Origin of the sequence: Vibrio sp. ZF 223, assembly GCF_003050585.1 — a bacterium.
Lineage (GTDB): Bacteria > Pseudomonadota > Gammaproteobacteria > Enterobacterales > Vibrionaceae > Vibrio > Vibrio crassostreae.
This window is the reverse complement of the sequence record NZ_PIGB01000004.1, coordinates 35,629-52,147: the sequence shown is the minus strand read 5'-3', so window position 1 is coordinate 52,147 and position 16,519 is coordinate 35,629. Positions and strand designations below refer to the sequence as shown.

Here is a 16,519-nt window from a genome sequence, read left to right as displayed (position 1 = left end):
GACAGCGTAACCCAAAATGGGCTGTTTAACAATTATTGTCTTGAAAGAATAGACCAAGATCATACTTATATTAGCTTAGTGATTAGTAACTACCACATAGAGCTACAAGCGAGATCGGTTTTTCTATATACTCCCTACCTCATTATCATAATCAGAAACTTAAATGACTCAAGTAGATTGGCGACATGTTACGCCTCAGTACGACGAATATAGCGCTCAATTAGAGCAATTCCCTGACATCTCGCCTTTCCCGTTTTCAGATATTCAACATAGATTCAAAGATGCGCTAACCCGCTTTGTCCGTTTGTCTAACCTTTCGCGTGTTTTACTTGTAAACGCTCCGGACAATTCGATCTATCGTCAAATGATTGTTGAATCTCTAGTCACTGCTTTAGATGATCACACTCTACCGGTTATAAAAACTGAATCTTTAAATGCTGCCTCTCTTTTTGACCAAGTTCAATCGAAAGACGGTAAGGTTGTTGCGACAAAACCTGGCCTCCTGGCTAGAGCAAACAACGGTTATCTGATCGTTTCAGCAAACTTGATCTTAGCAAACCCAGGAAGCTGGTTACTGCTTAAATCTGCGCTGCTTGGTGAAGCCGTAGAGCCTATCAGTAGCAACCCTGAGCACTTGAACCAATCTCCAACTTTGCCTCTTACCTACAACATTAAGTTGATTGTGGTTGGTGATAGAGCTCAATTAGGTGACCTTGATTATCTAGACAGCGATATTCAAACCGGTTTTTGCCTATTTAGCGAAATTGAGCAAGATATCAAGATCTCTGAAGAGAGTTTGACTCAATATCTTGGTTACCTTAAGTGGCTTCAACTACGCTATGAACTGCCAACCATCACGCAACAAGCGTTGACGGGCATTCTTACTGCCGGAGCAAGAGAGACTGAAGATCAAAGCTATACTCCATTATGCCCTATTTGGCACAATGCGTTATTGAACGAAGCTTTGATTGAAGCTAACAATGGTGAGATTGATATTCACCATATCCAACAAGCTCAACAACACAAATACAACCGAGAGTCGTACCTACCAGAACGCGCTCTTGATGATATTCGAGATGGCCAAGTCATTATTGAAACTGAAGGTGAACAAGTTGGTCAGGTTAATGGCCTAACAGTCATCGATGTTCCTGGGCACCCGATATCGTATGGTGAACCTGCACGAATCTCCTGTGTTATTCACTTTGGTGATGGTGATATTGCCGATGTTGAGCGCAAGGCCGAACTTGGTGGTAATCTTCATGCTAAAGGTATGATGATCATGCAAGCATTTGTGAGCAGCGCACTCAACCTAGAAGATCCGCTACCTTATGCCGCTTCTGTGGTATTTGAGCAATCGTATTGCGAAGTAGATGGCGATAGTGCTTCTCTAGCAGAGCTTTGCTCTTTGGTGAGTGCTTTGTCTGAATACCCTATCAATCAACAAATTGCGGTTACTGGTGCAGTGGACCAATTTGGTCGTGTACAAGCGGTTGGTGGGCTAAACGAGAAAATCGAAGGCTTTTACCATGTGTGTAAGCACAATGGCTTAACTGGCGAACAAGGTGTGATCCTTCCAAGATCGAATTTAAGGCACCTCGCACTGAAGCCAGACCTTATTGAAAGCATTAAGAATGAAGAATTCCATATTTGGTCTGTGTCTAATGTAGATGAAGCAATTCCTCTCATTATGAACAAACCATTTAGAGACGATGAACAAGAAAGCGTTCTGAGCAAAATCGCGGAACGTATTGAAAACTTTGAAAGACATGAGCACCCTATTGGAATCGTTGGACGCATTAAAAACTGGTTTGTCTAGTACTGATCGGACTTGTTTAGCGTACACCTGTTCACTAATATGCACCTATCAAAAATCGGAGTAATTGATAATGCAAAACAAACGTGATTCTTACACTCGCGAAGAGCTTCTAGCATCAAGCCAAGGCGAACTATGGCCACAAGGTCCTCAACTACCAGCACCGAACATGCTAATGATGGATCGCATCACTAAAATGTCTGAAACTGAAGGTGATTACGGTAAAGGTTTAGTTCTTGCTGAGCTGGATATTACTCCTGACCTATGGTTCTTCGATTGTCACTTCCCAGGTGACCCTGTAATGCCGGGTTGTTTAGGCCTTGACGCAATGTGGCAGCTTGTTGGCTTCTACCTTGGTTGGGTTGGCGGCGAAGGTAAAGGTCGTGCTCTAGGTGTTGGCGAAGTGAAATTCACTGGTCAAATTCTACCTACAGCGAAAAAAGTAACTTACGAGATTCACATGAAGCGTGTTGTTAACCGTCGCCTAGTTATGGGCCTTGCGGATGGTCGCGTACTTGTTGATGGTAAAGAGATCTACGTTGCTAAAGATTTGAAAGTTGGCCTTTTCCAAGATACGTCAGCATTCTAATCTAACTATTAGATTTTTAATAAAGCAGCCCATGGCTGCTTTATTTTATTGTAATAAATTTAGTTATAGTGCATTAAGGTATCACATGTTAACCTTGAAACAGGATAAATCCACCAGCGATACGCTTATGATAGCGAAACTAGAATGCTACATAGCTCTGGGAATCTTTGTATTGTTCTGAAACTAACAAGGCTCCAGCCGTTGTAATCAACAGACAATGGAGCCCTGACCTTGAATTCTTTGCGCCCTATCTACTTATAGAGACCTGATTGCTTATCATCTTTGGCATCACGCCAACCACCTAACCAATAAGACCGAGAGTCCATTTGGCTATATGGGCAAGCTTCTTGCGACCTACCATTTAAACCAGCTTTGTAGCCTTGAGATTGTGCTCGTTCTAGTCGATCACGCTTTTGTCTCTTCATAGTGCAGTCCTCATACGGGTGTTCCATTTACTAACATACAATGATTACAACTTTGCGGAGTTTTTGTGACTCCAACTTTAAGAATCGATCAGATTTTCACTTTTCTCAAGGCGAAAAAAAGCCCGAGTTCAGAATTGTGAACTCGGGCCCAAGAGATAAATTATTTAAATTTTCTGCGGAACCCTAACAGACCAAGCACAGTCAAAGTTAACCAACCTAGGCTACCACCTTGACGATCAACTTTCTCTGAGTCGGCACTACGAGTTTGGATATCAGCTTTAGTTGCACCGGCAATTGGTACAAGCTTAACTGCAACAACCTCTTCTACCGCGTTAGATGACGCGCCACCACAGTATGAGTTGTGAGACGTTGTGTCATACGGTTGAGTCGTTCCTCCAACTGTACATTTGATAGCAGTAGCAGAGATCACACCAGCATCGTTAATGTCAGTAGCATCAATAATTCGGAACTTGTTGTTCTCTCCGGAAACATTACCATCATTTGTTAGATCATCTAACCACCAAGCCTGACCGTTAAAGATGTCTACACGACGAGCTTCAGTTGATGAAGACACGTTATAAGGATATATAAAGCCTCTGTGTCTTCTTTCACTACCATCAACCTCACGAGTGGTTTCTGCATCTATTTGGCCAACAAACTCATTAAAGTTGTTAACTGCTTTAGCTTCACCGCTCGAACCGCCGAAGAAGATACCACCAGACAAGTACGTTGCTGTTGGGTTTTTGGCATCAATTACAACGAAAGGCTTATTACCTGCACTACCACTCTCTGGTACATAACCATTACGCTTAGAATAACCAACAGCGAACAAATTATCGTTGATGTCAGTCGCTACAGAGTTACTGTATCTAGCATCATCGTTGGACGAGCCTGACTTAACCTCGGCACCGCTAATAATTTTAGTTTCCCAGGTCGCACCAGTAATATCTAACGCGTCACTCACAAAGACACTTGCATTCATGTCTTGTAAATCACCATTACCATTCACTGTATCGAAACCTACGCCGTATAACTTCCCGGAGTTTTCCGCAAGGCCACGCATGCTTCCCTGAGCAAAGTAGTCTCCAGTTTGGGGGATATCACCTTGCTTCCAAATAAATTGGTGAACTTCTCCGTCTTTCCAGATAGCAGCTTTAGAGCTGAATGTCGTATCAGAAGTATCCGTTTTAGGTCCCTGTACCGAAATGCTACCAAAGTTATAAACTATGTCTGTAGTACCATCATTAACAGTTAAAGCTCCCCAAGCGCGAGACTCTGACGATGCGGTAAGAGGTACAGTTGTCACTGCATTATAGCGAATATCATTCCCGTTCGATTCAATACCCAATGGTGCGCCAGAATCATCAAGTCCAGTAATCGATACGTTAAACGAACTGATAGAACTGCCACCCTCGCCAACAAAAGCTTTCGCGTTTACATAGCTGAGGTCGCTTTCTTTACTCCAGGTAGCCCAACGATTGTCAGCCCAACTTTCACATGTAGAATACCTCAGCTCTCGGTAACAGTAGTTTTCAAAATCGTCGCGCTCTTGAATGTATTGAAACGGCGCATCCATAGCAAACGGAACTTCTTCACGATAACCGATTCCATCGATTGCATTGCGAGTTTCACCAGCTAATTTAAAGCTGTCACATGCAACTCCACCGACAGTACCAGTAGTAAAACAACTCTCTGTTCCAGAAACAGTCGCTGGCTGAATCGCAACACCAAAGATTTCAGATGCACCGGTAATCGAAGGAGTTACTTCCACTACCTTGTAAAGCGCTGCGTTGGCGTTAGTTGCAGCAAAAACTAATGCTGCAACTGTTGTTAATTTAAATTTAGTACAAGTCATTATTACTTCTTAACTTTCCTGTTGTAGTGCCTCGAGCTCTTCCCAGCGCTCAAAAGCAACTTCAAGCTCCTGCTCTGCTGCAGATAGCTTATCTAATACTGGTTGTGTCTGCTCTACAGATTTTGAAAAGAAGCTTGGATCGTTGACTTCTTCCTGAAGAGTTTCAATTTGAGTTTCCAATTCTTCTAAACGCATTGGTAGCGCTTCTAGTTCTCGTTGTAGCTTATACGATAACTTCTTAGGTTTAGCCTTAACTGGCGCAGTTTTGGGAGTTTCCTCAACTACTTTCTCAGGCTTTGATGGCTTTTCAACCTGTCGGTACTCTAATGCTTGTTTTCTTTGCTGCTGAGCATCGTGATAACCACCAACAAATTCTTCAATAACGCCATTACCTTCAAAGATCCAACTTGTCATAACCGTGTTATCAACAAACTGACGATCGTGGCTCACTAAAAGAAGCGTACCCTGATAGTTGGCAAGCAAATCTTCTAAAAGTTCCAAAGTTTCGATATCTAGATCGTTGGTTGGCTCATCGAGAATCAATAAGTTGTTCGACTTAAGGAAGATACGAGCTAGTAACAGACGGTTTTTCTCACCACCAGATAGTGCTTTAACAGGAGTACGAGCACGTTTTGGAGAGAATAAGAAATCTTGTAAGTAGCTGAGTGCATGACGCTCACGGCCACCTACAGTGACTTCTTGCTTACCATCCGCTAAGTTATCGATTACAGACTTCTCAGGGTCTAGAATTTCGCGGTATTGGTCGAAGTAAGCCACTTCAAGTTTAGTACCACAATGCAGACGACCTGAATCAGGCTTAAGCTGGTCAAGAAGCAGCTTAAGTACCGTACTCTTACCACAACCGTTAGGACCAATCAGAGCGATACGATCACCACGCATGATGTTGAAGCTGAAGTCTTTAACAATCTCTTTGCTTTCGAAGCCAAAGTTAATGTTCTCAGCTTCAAATACAATCTTGCCTGAACGCTGGCCATCGTCGATTTGGATGATCGCTTTGCCTTGCACTTCACGACGGTTCAAACGTTCTTCACGTAGCTTCTTAAGCGCACGTACGCGGCCTTCGTTACGAGTTCGACGAGCTTTAATGCCTTGACGAATCCATACTTCTTCCTGAGCGAGCTTTTTATCAAATTCAGCGTTCTGCATCTCTTCAACACGAAGCGCTTCTTCTTTCTCAACAAGATAGTTTTCGTAATCACCCGGGAAAGAGCTCAATTTACCGCGATCAAGATCGACAATACGTGTTGCCATCGATTTAATGAACGCACGGTCATGCGAGATAAAGATGATTGAACCGCGGAAGTCTTTCAGGAAACCCTCTAACCATTCAATGGTCGCAACATCCAAGTGGTTAGTCGGTTCGTCAAGTAGAAGCACGTCAGGATCACATACAAGCGCACGAGCAAGCGCCGCTTTACGTTGCCAACCACCAGATAAATCAGTCAGCTTTGTTTCAGCTGTCAACTTAAGTGCAGCCAATACGTTGCTTACGCGATCTTCAAAGCGCCATGCATTCGCATGATCCAATTGCTCTTGAACACGAGTAAGACGATTTAGGTTCTTTTCACTAGGGTCAGTACCGATGAGATCCAGAAGATCATGATAGATCTTCAACTGTTCACCGATTTCCGCTAGGCCACCAGCAACGTAATCATAAACGGTACCTTGCTCATTGCGCGGTGGATCTTGCTCAAGGCGAGATACAACCACATCTTGTGTGATTTGCATCTTGCCGTCGTCCATGATGATGTTCCCAGACAGGATTTTCATCAACGTAGACTTACCTGCGCCATTGCGCCCTACTAAACACACACGTTCGTTTTCTTGCAGTGCGAAGTCCGCACGATCTAATAACGGGTGATCGCCAAACGCTAATTGCCCATTATGAATTGTAAGTAATGCCATTCTTCTTTAACCAATCTTTAAGTTCTAACAAGCCAAATGGCCAGTTAAGCTCTGAGCTTTGAGAAAGGTCAGAGCTTTCAAATTTGAGCACCGGAATAGTGACCCCGTAACGGGAAAAGAGCTCATCATCAAATGCAATGTCGACAACGTTGACGTGATGGCTAATGTTTAACTGTTCCGTGAGTTGGAATGCCATCTCACATAGATGGCACCCTTCTGTACTGTAGAGAGTCAGCACTATATATCCTTATACAATCTCTTAACTACTTATGTGTAATCAACCAGCAGTTATGAATGTGCTTATTGCGAGAGAAGTCCAATGGAAGCGTCTTAGCTGAGATATTTTGAGCTTTAAGACCTAACGCTTCTAGACCTTCTAGATCCATTTTGAAGTGACGTTTGTTGTTAGAGAACACAATCGTGCCTTCTTCACGAAGAAGACGCTTAAGGTTTTCCATCAACTGAATATGATCACGTTGAACATCGAAAGATTGATCCATACGCTTTGAGTTTGAGAACGTAGGTGGATCAATAAAGATCAGGTCGTAAGAACCCTGCTCTTTAACCAACCACTGTAAGCAGTCAGCTTGCACAAACTGATGTTGACGACCAACACGGCCATTAAGCTCCATGTTCTGTTTTGCCCACTCAAGGTAGGTATTAGACATATCAACCGTTGTTGTAGAACGCGCGCCACCTACAGCAGCATGAACAGATGCACTGCCTGTGTAAGCGAACAGGTTTAGGAAATCTTTACCTGCAGCCATCTCACCGATACGACGACGAGTGATCTTATGATCTAGGAACAAGCCTGTATCTAAGTAATCATGAAGATTAACAATCAGCTTAACGCCGTATTCGTTCACTTCTAGGTTAGATGAGTCTTGAGCCATCTTCTGGTATTGAGAACGGCCTTTCTGCTTCTGACGAACCTTTAGAACCACATTGTTCGCTTCAACGCCCGTTACTTGAATAGAAGCACGGATGATATCGGTTAAGCGACGTTTTGCCTTCTCTTCCGGAACATCTTTAGGCGCTGCGTATTCTTGAATCACAAGGTGACCTGGGTATACGTCAATCGCTACATTGTATTCTGGTAAGTCAGCATCGTAGATACGGTAACAATCTAATTGCTCTTTCTTAGCCCACTTGCCAATTTTACCGATGTTCTTTTTAAGTCGGTTTGCAAAGTCAGGAGCAATCAGCTGTTCTTGCTCGCCCGTTGGACGTTCTGACATCGGACGATCTGAAATTGAGTAGTTCTTTTGGTGACACGGTAACGCACCATTATTCAATTTGAACTGTTTGTCTGCACGCATGCGTAAGCAGCTTAGTAACTCGTCTGAGCTAGAGAAGATAGATGCGTTGCAACCACCAAATTCCGCTTTAAGTTGTGCACCGAATGCGGTGTAAAGTGCAATTAGGCCAGGCTCTGTACCCAGACGCTCACCATAAGGTGGGTTAGAAACAATCACACCATCAGTAAATTCCGTAGGGCGCTTAAGCTTTGCTGCATCACCTACTTCGAATTCAATCAGATCTTCTACACCAGCACGACGAGCATTGTCGCGCGCTGTTTTGATCATGCGTTCATCGTTGTCGTAACCATAGAACTTACATTCTACTTTCTTAACGCCACGACGACCTTGAACGTTCGCTTCAGCTTTAACTTCAGCCCAAAGCTCTGGTTCGAAATCTTCTAGTGATTCAAAACACCACTTCTGGCGTTTAACACCAGGAGCCATGTTTGCAGCCATCATTGCCGCTTCAATCACTAACGTACCTGAACCACACATAGGGTCTAAGAATGGTTTCGTTGCATCCCAACCACTACGAAGAAGAATCGCTGCAGCAAGCGTTTCACGCAGAGGTGCGCGACCTGATTCAGGACGATAACCACGTTGGTGAAGACCGCTTCCCACCATATCAACACCAAGAATCGCTTTATCACGGTGTAGACGAACGTGAATACGAATGTCTGGGTTCTCTTTACTGATAGAAGGACGAGGCAAAGACTTCTTCTCGAAGCAATCAACAACGGCATCTTTTACTTTCATCGCACCGTATTGGCTGTTACGGATTTCGTTGTTCGTACCATTAAAGTCAACAACGAAACGCTTAGAGCTATGGAATTGATTTACCCAGTTAACCGCAGTGGTTGATAGGTACAAATCCATGTCGTCCATACAAGTGAATTCAGAAAGGACACGTACAAATCGAGAAGCCAAACGGCTCCACAAACAACAACGATAAATTTGCTCATTGGTCGCTTTGAATTTAACACCTGCTTGAACAGGTTTTGCGTTTGTAATCCCTAGTTGGGTTAGTTCTTCAACTAATAAATTCTCAAGGCCGTTTGAGGTAACCGCTAGATATTGATTCATAGTGTTCTTTTATTGATAAAAATGAGCTCGATTATACCTGAATTTGTAACTAGAGCATCACACTAAACGCGTCTTTTCATTGAATCTTTCGACTAACTGGCTAGCAAATGCACAGTCTTGAAGCGATCGCTTACCCACATCCCCTTAGAACACAAGACCTATCGAACCAACTCCATTTCTGACCATTTGTTAACCAAAACAGCAATGTGAATTTATATTCACCTTTAAACTGGTATATACCAGGAGGGATTTGTGGGTGAAATTTAGCTACAAAAGACCAAAAACAGGGAATAAAGATGGACCAACTACACTTCTAGCGATGAAAAAAAACTGAAATTAAGGCGAAAAAATAGTCGTAAGTTCACTATTTAAATGGTTAAGCAGTGATGTATTTATCAGGATGAGGTTTTTTAGGCACAAAAAAATCGGCTATTGAGCCGATTTTGGGGAAGGTTTGACAGGTTTACGCGTTGCGATGTGTGTGAGAAATGATGGACTGAATAGAAGGCTAACCGACCATCGCAATGTGCGTTTGATGAAGAATAGCGTTCGCGTCTATCATTCTATCGTGCATGACCTTAATCGAGTCGCCAAAGCGTAACCCTTTTGAAGGTGTAAGCAGAAACTCTTCTAGGTCGACAAATGCACATAGGCTCGCGCACTCTCCCACTTCTAATACAATGAAATACCCTAAGCTATGTTCGTTATTCATTTGTACGATATCCCCTTCTTGAGGATATTCATGCCCAGCGCCCTGTGAGTCGAAGAACCAACTCTTAGGCTGTACAGGCTTATGGAAGCGTTTTGCTGCCACACAATAAAGCGCGAGTTCAGCTTGACGAGGCTCAGACAGTTCTAAGCCAGAAATTTGTTCTTTGAAGGTTTGGTATGAAGATGCGTCATCAACGGTGAATTCATTATCTCTAAACGCGCAGTCCACCAGCTTATTGCGGACCAGATTCGTTTTGAAAATCATATCCTCTCCGAGGTTTAGCATTAATGAACATTGCTGCTCATCGTAATACCAACTCCATGTATCGCTAGGTTTAAGCATCATTTCGTCTCACACTGTTGAACCATTCCATTAGGTAAAACGCAAAATTACCTTCAATTACAGTAATTTTACTGAGCAATAGGCAAAAAAAAAGAGGAAATGAATTCCTCTTTCTTATCGCTTTTCTCTACAACTCAGTAAGTTACAGTGTCTCTTTTAGTAAGACGATGCCAGATTGTCGCTTTTCAAGAATAAAAGCAATTTTAAGCTTATAGATTTTTAACGATGTCGCCAACTAGGCCTGGACCTTTGTAGATGAAACCAGAGTAAACTTGTACAAGCTTCGCGCCTGCCATCATTTTCTCTTTTGCAGCAACATACGAGTCAACACCACCTACTCCAATGATCGGCAGTTTGTCACCAAGCTCTTCGTGAAGTTTGCGAACTACTTCAGTGCTGCGAGATTGAACTGGACGTCCACTTAGGCCACCCGCTTCATCGCAATGTTTCATACCTTCAACGATTGAACGATCCAATGTTGTATTTGTTGCGATCACACCATCGATCTTATTTTTGATCAATGATTCACAAATTTGGCTAATTTCGTCGTCACTTAGATCCGGAGCAATCTTAAGAGCAAGAGGCACATATTTACCATGCTTCTCTTCCAGTTCAGATTGTTTGGTTTTAAGTTCAGACAACAGATCGTCTAGAGCTTCGCCGTATTGTAGAGAACGAAGTCCTGGAGTATTTGGTGAAGAGATGTTCACAGCAATGTAACCAGCGTATTGATATACCTTCTCCATACAGATCAAGTAATCTTCAGCGCCCTTTTCAATTGGTGTGTCTTTGTTCTTACCGATGTTAATACCTAAGATGCCATCGTAGTTCGACTTCTTAACATTCTCAACAAGGTTGTCGACGCCTAGGTTGTTAAAGCCCATGCGGTTGATGATACCTTCAGCTTCTACAAGACGGAATAAACGAGGTTTGTCGTTACCCGCTTGTGGACGTGGAGTCACTGTTCCTACTTCTACGAAACCAAAACCCATAGCGCCAAATGCATCAATACATTCGCCGTTTTTATCTAGGCCTGCCGCGAGGCCAACTGGGTTTTTAAAAGTAAGACCCATGCACTCTACAGGTCGATGAGGTAATTGTTGGCGATACAAAAGATCAATTGGTGTGCCTGTAAAGCGTTTGAAATTTTGAATTGCAAGATCATGTGCCTTTTCGGCATCAAGTTGGAAAAAGCCAGTTCTGGCTAGACGGTAAAGCATTGTGCCTCCGATAGAAAAAAGCCCCGTGTAAACGGGGCGATATTATTTACTTATTTACCCAACTATTCAATCTATTACTGTCTGTAAGGGTAAGATAATCGAGTTTGCTAACGAATGAGGTTCATTATTAAGCAAACGTTATCGTTTCTTCAGGTTATTAACCCATTTCTAATCTCAACCTTAGTACAGCCACCAACTCACTTAACAACAAACAACGTGTCCGTCGAGGTTGGTCCTTCAAAAATCGTTAGTTCTATTGATCCCACTTTACCGAAACGAAAAAGGCAGACCTTGTGGCCTGCCCTTATATTTTTCGTTTTATCTAGTGACTAGTCTTTCGACATGCAGTTTAGATTCAACAACATCAATTCACGTAACGCCACTGAGAACTTAGCAAACTCATGAACAGAACCCACTTTGAATTCGTTCAAGATGCTCTCCCAACGATGCAGAGAAACAGAGTTACTTTCCATCCAGTCATCAAGCGCTTTAATCACATCGATGTCTGAAGCACAGCCACAGTTAAGTACTTGGCCAGTTAGCTGACGTTGTTGCCAATCCAGATCTTCTCTGAATGCAGCACGTGCCAGCGCTTGCCAGTTGTTGTCTACAGCTTGGCCATTGATTTGCTTCAAGAACCAGTGCAGTGACAAACGGTCGCCAAGGTTGAAGTAAAGCTTAGACGCTTGTTGTACTGTTTTACCTGTTTCACGAGCTACTGTGGATATATCCAGTGCTGAGTACAGGCTAGACAAACGAGCCACTGAATTAGCTAGCTCAGCGTTTACACCTTGGTCAATCCATAGTTGAGCCATTGCTTGATGCTCTTCTACTTCTGATGCGACTAGGTTTTCGTCCAGTTTTTCAGTAATCGCAGCCACATCACCTTGGTAAAGCTCAATCAATGCGTTCACTGACTGTTTACCCGTACGGTTTCTTAGCAACCAGCGTGCTAGGCGACGAAGCGTACGACGCACATGGTAAAGCAATTCGTATTGAGCTTCAGAACTTGAGATGTTGTCCAGTTCACGGATGCTCTTTAGTACCTTACCTAGACCGTAGATTTCACGTGATGCCGCGTAAGCATTCGCAATATCAACAATGTTCGCGCCCGTCTCTTCTTGCAAACGAGTCACAAAGTTACAGCCCATCTCGTTAACCATTTGGTTAGCAAGCGCAGTTGCAATGATCTCGGCACGTAGTGGATGGTTATCCATGTGCTGGGAGTAGTTACGGCGTAACTCCGTTGGGAAGTATTGCATCAGTTGTTGAGCATGGAACTCATCATTCGCAATATCATCACTTACAAGATCTTCTTTTAGAACCATTTTACCGTAAGCGATCAATACTGATAGCTCAGGTCTTGTTAGTGCTTGGCCTTGCTTCTCACGCTCTAACAGCGTTTCGTCATCTGGGATGTATTCCAAACCACGGTCTAAATACCCTGCTTTTTCCATTGTGTGGATGAAGCGGATTTGCTCTTTCACTAAGCCAACACCTTGATGCTCAGTCACAGAGATGGACTCAGCTTGGCAGTACGCATCATCTAGTACGATTTCACCAACTTCATCTTCCATTGACTCAAGCACTTGGTTACGTTGCTTAACGGTTAGATCACCATTAGACACTAAGCCATTCAAGAAGATCTTAATGTTAACTTCGTTATCCGAGCAATCTACACCACCAACGTTATCAACAAAGTCAGTATTCACTCGACCGCCCGTTAGAGCGTATTCAATACGACCCAATTGAGTCATACCCAAGTTACCGCCTTCACCAACAACCTTAGCTTTTAGGTCACGGCCATCAATACGTAGCACGTCATTTGCACGGTCACCCACATCAGTATGAGTCTCGCTAGAAGACTTAACGTAAGTACCAATACCGCCATTCCAAAGTAGATCAACCTGCATAGACAAGATCGCTTTGATCAAGTCGTTTGGTGCCATAGAAGCTTTCTTGGTACCCAGCATTTTCTGAATTTCAGGTGTTAGGGAAATAGACTTCGCTCGACGAGAGAAGATGCCACCACCTTGAGAAATCAGGTCTTTATTGTAATCTTCCCAGCTTGAACGAGGCAGATTAAACAGACGGTCACGCTCTACCCAGCTTGATGCCGACTCTGGATTCGGGTCAATGAAGATATGCATGTGGTTAAACGCAGCTTGTAAGCGAATATGCTTAGATAGCAGCATACCGTTACCAAATACGTCGCCCGCCATATCACCTACACCAATTGCAGTGAAGTCTGTGCTTTGACAGTTGATGCCCATTTCACGGAAGTGACGTTTAACAGATTCCCAACCACCTTTCGCCGTGATACCCATAGCTTTATGGTCGTAACCGTTAGAACCACCAGAGGCAAACGCGTCACCTAACCAGAAGTTGTACTCTTCAGCTACCGAGTTCGCTAGATCTGAGAATGTCGCGGTACCTTTATCGGCAGCTACAACCAAGTACGGGTCATCTTCATCGTGACGAACAACACTCTTAGGTGGGATAACCTCACCTTCAATGATGTTGTCTGATACGTCTAGTAAGGCACGGATGAAGCGCTTGTAACAACGTTGACCTTCAGCAAAGATCTCATCTCGGCCAGACATAGTGTGTTGACGCTTACAAACAAAACCACCTTTAGCACCAACCGGAACGATAACCGTGTTCTTAACTTGTTGCGCTTTAACTAGACCTAGAATCTCAGTACGGAAGTCCTCTTGACGGTCTGACCAACGTAAACCACCACGTGCTACTTTACCGCCACGTAGATGAACACCCTCAATATCTGGTGCGTAAACGAAGATTTCAAACGCAGGAACCGGCGCAGGGATATCTGGAATCTCGCTTGGTCTCATTTTCAGAGCCAACCAAGGTTTAGACTGCTTGTTCTCATCTACTTGGTAGTAGTTAGTGCGAAGCGTTGCAGTGATCATTTCCATGTAGCGACGAATGATACGATCATCATCCAAGCTCTCTACATGATCCAACTGTTCAGTGATCTTCTTAATAAGATCTTGTTGGCCTTTCACGCTGCCCTTCAGTTTAGGATCGAAACGCTTGCCGAATAAGCTCACTAGCCCTTTTGCTAACTCTGGGTAATGAGACAATGTGTCTTCAATGTATTGTTGGCTGAATGGGAAACCCACTTGACGCATGTAACGAGCATAAGCACGTAAAATTGAGATTTCACGGCCAGAAAGACCAGCGCCAAGTACCAAACGGTTGAAACCATCGCTGTCTAACTCACCCGCCCAAATTGCTGCGAACGCTTGTTGGAAAAGATCGCGCGCTTCGCGAAGATCGATAGTCTTATCGCTCTTGTGCAACATCGAGAAATCAAGGATCCAATATGTCACACCATTAGTTTTACGCACTTCATAAGGTGATTCACCAATAACGCGTAGGCCAAAGTTTTCAAGCATTGGCATAACATCAGAAAGGTGAATTGGCTCATCGCTGTGGTAGAACAACTTCAAACGAACTGCTTTTGAATCTGCCGCCTCTTCTTGAGGACGGTAGAAAAGCATACCCAATTTGTTGTCTTCACTTAGTGCTTCTAAACGCTCAATATCCGCAACTGCAGAACCTGGCATCATGTCTTCTTTGTACGAACGTGGGAATGCACGCATGTACTCTTTCGACAATGGAAGCCCTTTGCTCTCACCGAAGTTTGCAATGATTGATTCAGACAGGCGGTCATCCCACGTAGACGATACTTCCATTAAATTTTGCTCAATTGTTTTCACGTCCACATCCATGTTGTTGTTATCAACACGAACAATATAGTGCGTTCTCGCCAGTGGGCTTTCAGAGAAGTAAGTTGTGAATTCAACCTCTTCTTCACAACCAAAGTACTGTTTCAAGATGCGTTGTGTTTGGCGGCGAAGCTCAGTGTTGTAACGATCTTTTGTTACGTAAACCATGCAGCTGAAGAAACGGCCAAACGGGTCTTTGCGAACGAACAGACGCAGAAGATCGCGATCTTGCATTTGTACTACGCCAGTACCCACTTCAAGTAACTCTTCTTCTCGAGCTTGAAGCAGTTCATCACGTGGGTAGTTTTCAAGAATGTTGTGCAGTGCTTTGTAAGAGTATGAACCCTCACGATAACCACTCGCGTCTAAGATTCGGTCTACTTTCTCACGAACAAGAGGAATCGTTTCAACGGTTTGGTTATAAACAGCAGACGTGTAAAGACCAGTAAAGCGGTGCTCACCAATGACCTTACCGTTCTTATCGAACTTCTTAATACCGATGTAATCGTTGTAAGCTGGGCGGTGAATGCGTGAAGCCGTGTTGCCCTTGGTTACAATAAGTACATAAGGCTTTTTCGCTTCAAGGCGTGCCGAATCAGAAAACTCAGACAACTTAACGTTGCGTACACGATCTGAATTCGCAAACAAACCAAGACCTTGCTCCTTGGTCGGTTGCAGTTCAGTGTCGCCGTTAACTGAAACTAGGTCATATTCCTTATAACCCATGAATGTAAAGTTGTGTTCACCTAACCAACGAAGAAACGCCAACGTTTCATTAAAACGTTGGCCATCTACAGGAATGCTCTCTTTCTGCTTTTCTACTTGATTGGTTACTTCTTCAAGTCTTTCAACCATCTTCAACCAATCGTTCACAACTAAGCTAGTATCGGTAAAGATATCCAGTAGCTCCGTTTTAAGAGCTGTCATTTCAGCTTTACTGCTAAGACGGTCTACTTCGATATGGAAAAGCGATTGGAATGCACCTTCGTTATTGCTAACACCGACAACACTGCCCTTATCTGAGCGAGAGATTTGTGTTGGGTTATGAAGCATAAGGTGAGAAGAAAGGTCTAGGCGAGTAAGTGCCATTTTTACAGAATCAACAAGGAACGGACTGTCTGGAACGACTATCTCAACGATAGTATGAGTAGACTGCCAACCTTGACGACTTACCGTCGGGTTGAAAACGCGTACAGAGATTTCGTCGGCTTTCTTTTCATTGATGTGATGCCATAAGCTAACTACAGCACCATATAAATCGGATTCGTTTCTCTGAGTTAGATCGTCGTGAGAAACGTTACTAAACAAGTGTTGAGCAAGTTGAGTTACGAGAGGTCGATGAGCAAGGTCAAGTTTGTCTTGAATCAGCTTGTAAACTTTTTCAAGTAAAACTGGAACCACAGTTTCACGTGCGGTCATAGTCACACTCCACAATTAGAATTATATTTTATTATTAGGGGGATCACTTAAGCTAGTGTTTGAAACGTGCCGCTGAGCGCTT

General features: G+C 43.5%; 10 protein-coding genes. 2 read left to right on the top strand and 8 right to left on the bottom strand.

Annotated elements, in window-relative coordinates; genetic code table 11:
* The first annotated feature begins 163 nt into the window (after window positions 1–163).
* Window positions 164–1,816, top strand: a complete 1,653-nt coding sequence (locus tag CWO13_RS09940; protein WP_048661958.1) for an AAA family ATPase — start codon at window positions 164–166, stop codon at window positions 1,814–1,816.
* A gap of 70 nt (window positions 1,817–1,886) precedes the next feature.
* Window positions 1,887–2,402: a bifunctional 3-hydroxydecanoyl-ACP dehydratase/trans-2-decenoyl-ACP isomerase gene (gene fabA, locus CWO13_RS09935; protein WP_017059675.1), complete on the top strand. Its 516-nt coding sequence runs from the start codon at window positions 1,887–1,889 to the stop codon at window positions 2,400–2,402.
* A 251-nt stretch (window positions 2,403–2,653) separates the two neighbouring features.
* Here fabA and rmf read toward each other — a convergent pair whose 3' ends face one another.
* The 8 genes from rmf to CWO13_RS09895 form a co-directional block, all read right to left on the bottom strand.
* A complete protein-coding gene (gene rmf, locus CWO13_RS09930) occupies window positions 2,654–2,827 on the bottom strand; it encodes a ribosome modulation factor (RefSeq protein WP_017059676.1) in 174 nt (57 codons plus the stop codon).
* 160 nt (window positions 2,828–2,987) lie between these two features.
* Entirely contained in the window at window positions 2,988–4,682 is a 1,695-nt protein-coding gene (locus CWO13_RS09925; protein WP_108082868.1) for a DUF3466 family protein, read from the bottom strand.
* A 9-nt stretch (window positions 4,683–4,691) separates the two neighbouring features.
* A complete protein-coding gene (locus CWO13_RS09920; RefSeq protein ID WP_108082867.1) occupies window positions 4,692–6,608 on the bottom strand; it encodes an ABC transporter ATP-binding protein in 1,917 nt (638 codons plus the stop codon).
* On the bottom strand, window positions 6,586–6,846 hold the full coding sequence (locus CWO13_RS09915; RefSeq protein WP_102432709.1) for a glutaredoxin family protein: 261 nt from the start codon (window positions 6,844–6,846) through the stop codon (window positions 6,586–6,588). The genes CWO13_RS09920 and CWO13_RS09915 overlap by 23 nt, the downstream gene beginning before the upstream one ends.
* A gap of 25 nt (window positions 6,847–6,871) precedes the next feature.
* Window positions 6,872–8,992 carry a bifunctional 23S rRNA (guanine(2069)-N(7))-methyltransferase RlmK/23S rRNA (guanine(2445)-N(2))-methyltransferase RlmL gene (gene rlmKL / locus CWO13_RS09910; protein ID WP_102432710.1) on the bottom strand — a complete coding sequence of 707 codons (2,121 nt, stop codon included), beginning with the start codon at window positions 8,990–8,992 and terminating at the stop codon, window positions 6,872–6,874.
* A gap of 508 nt (window positions 8,993–9,500) precedes the next feature.
* A complete protein-coding gene (locus CWO13_RS09905) occupies window positions 9,501–10,049 on the bottom strand; it encodes a cell division protein ZapC (protein WP_017059680.1) in 549 nt (182 codons plus the stop codon).
* Between the two features lie 206 nt (window positions 10,050–10,255).
* Window positions 10,256–11,266 (bottom strand): quinone-dependent dihydroorotate dehydrogenase, encoded by a 1,011-nt coding sequence (gene pyrD, locus CWO13_RS09900; protein ID WP_017059681.1) that lies wholly within the window; start codon window positions 11,264–11,266, stop codon window positions 10,256–10,258.
* A 329-nt stretch (window positions 11,267–11,595) separates the two neighbouring features.
* On the bottom strand, window positions 11,596–16,437 hold the full coding sequence (locus CWO13_RS09895) for an NAD-glutamate dehydrogenase (protein ID WP_108082866.1): 4,842 nt from the start codon (window positions 16,435–16,437) through the stop codon (window positions 11,596–11,598).
* Between the last annotated feature and the right edge of the window lie 82 nt (window positions 16,438–16,519).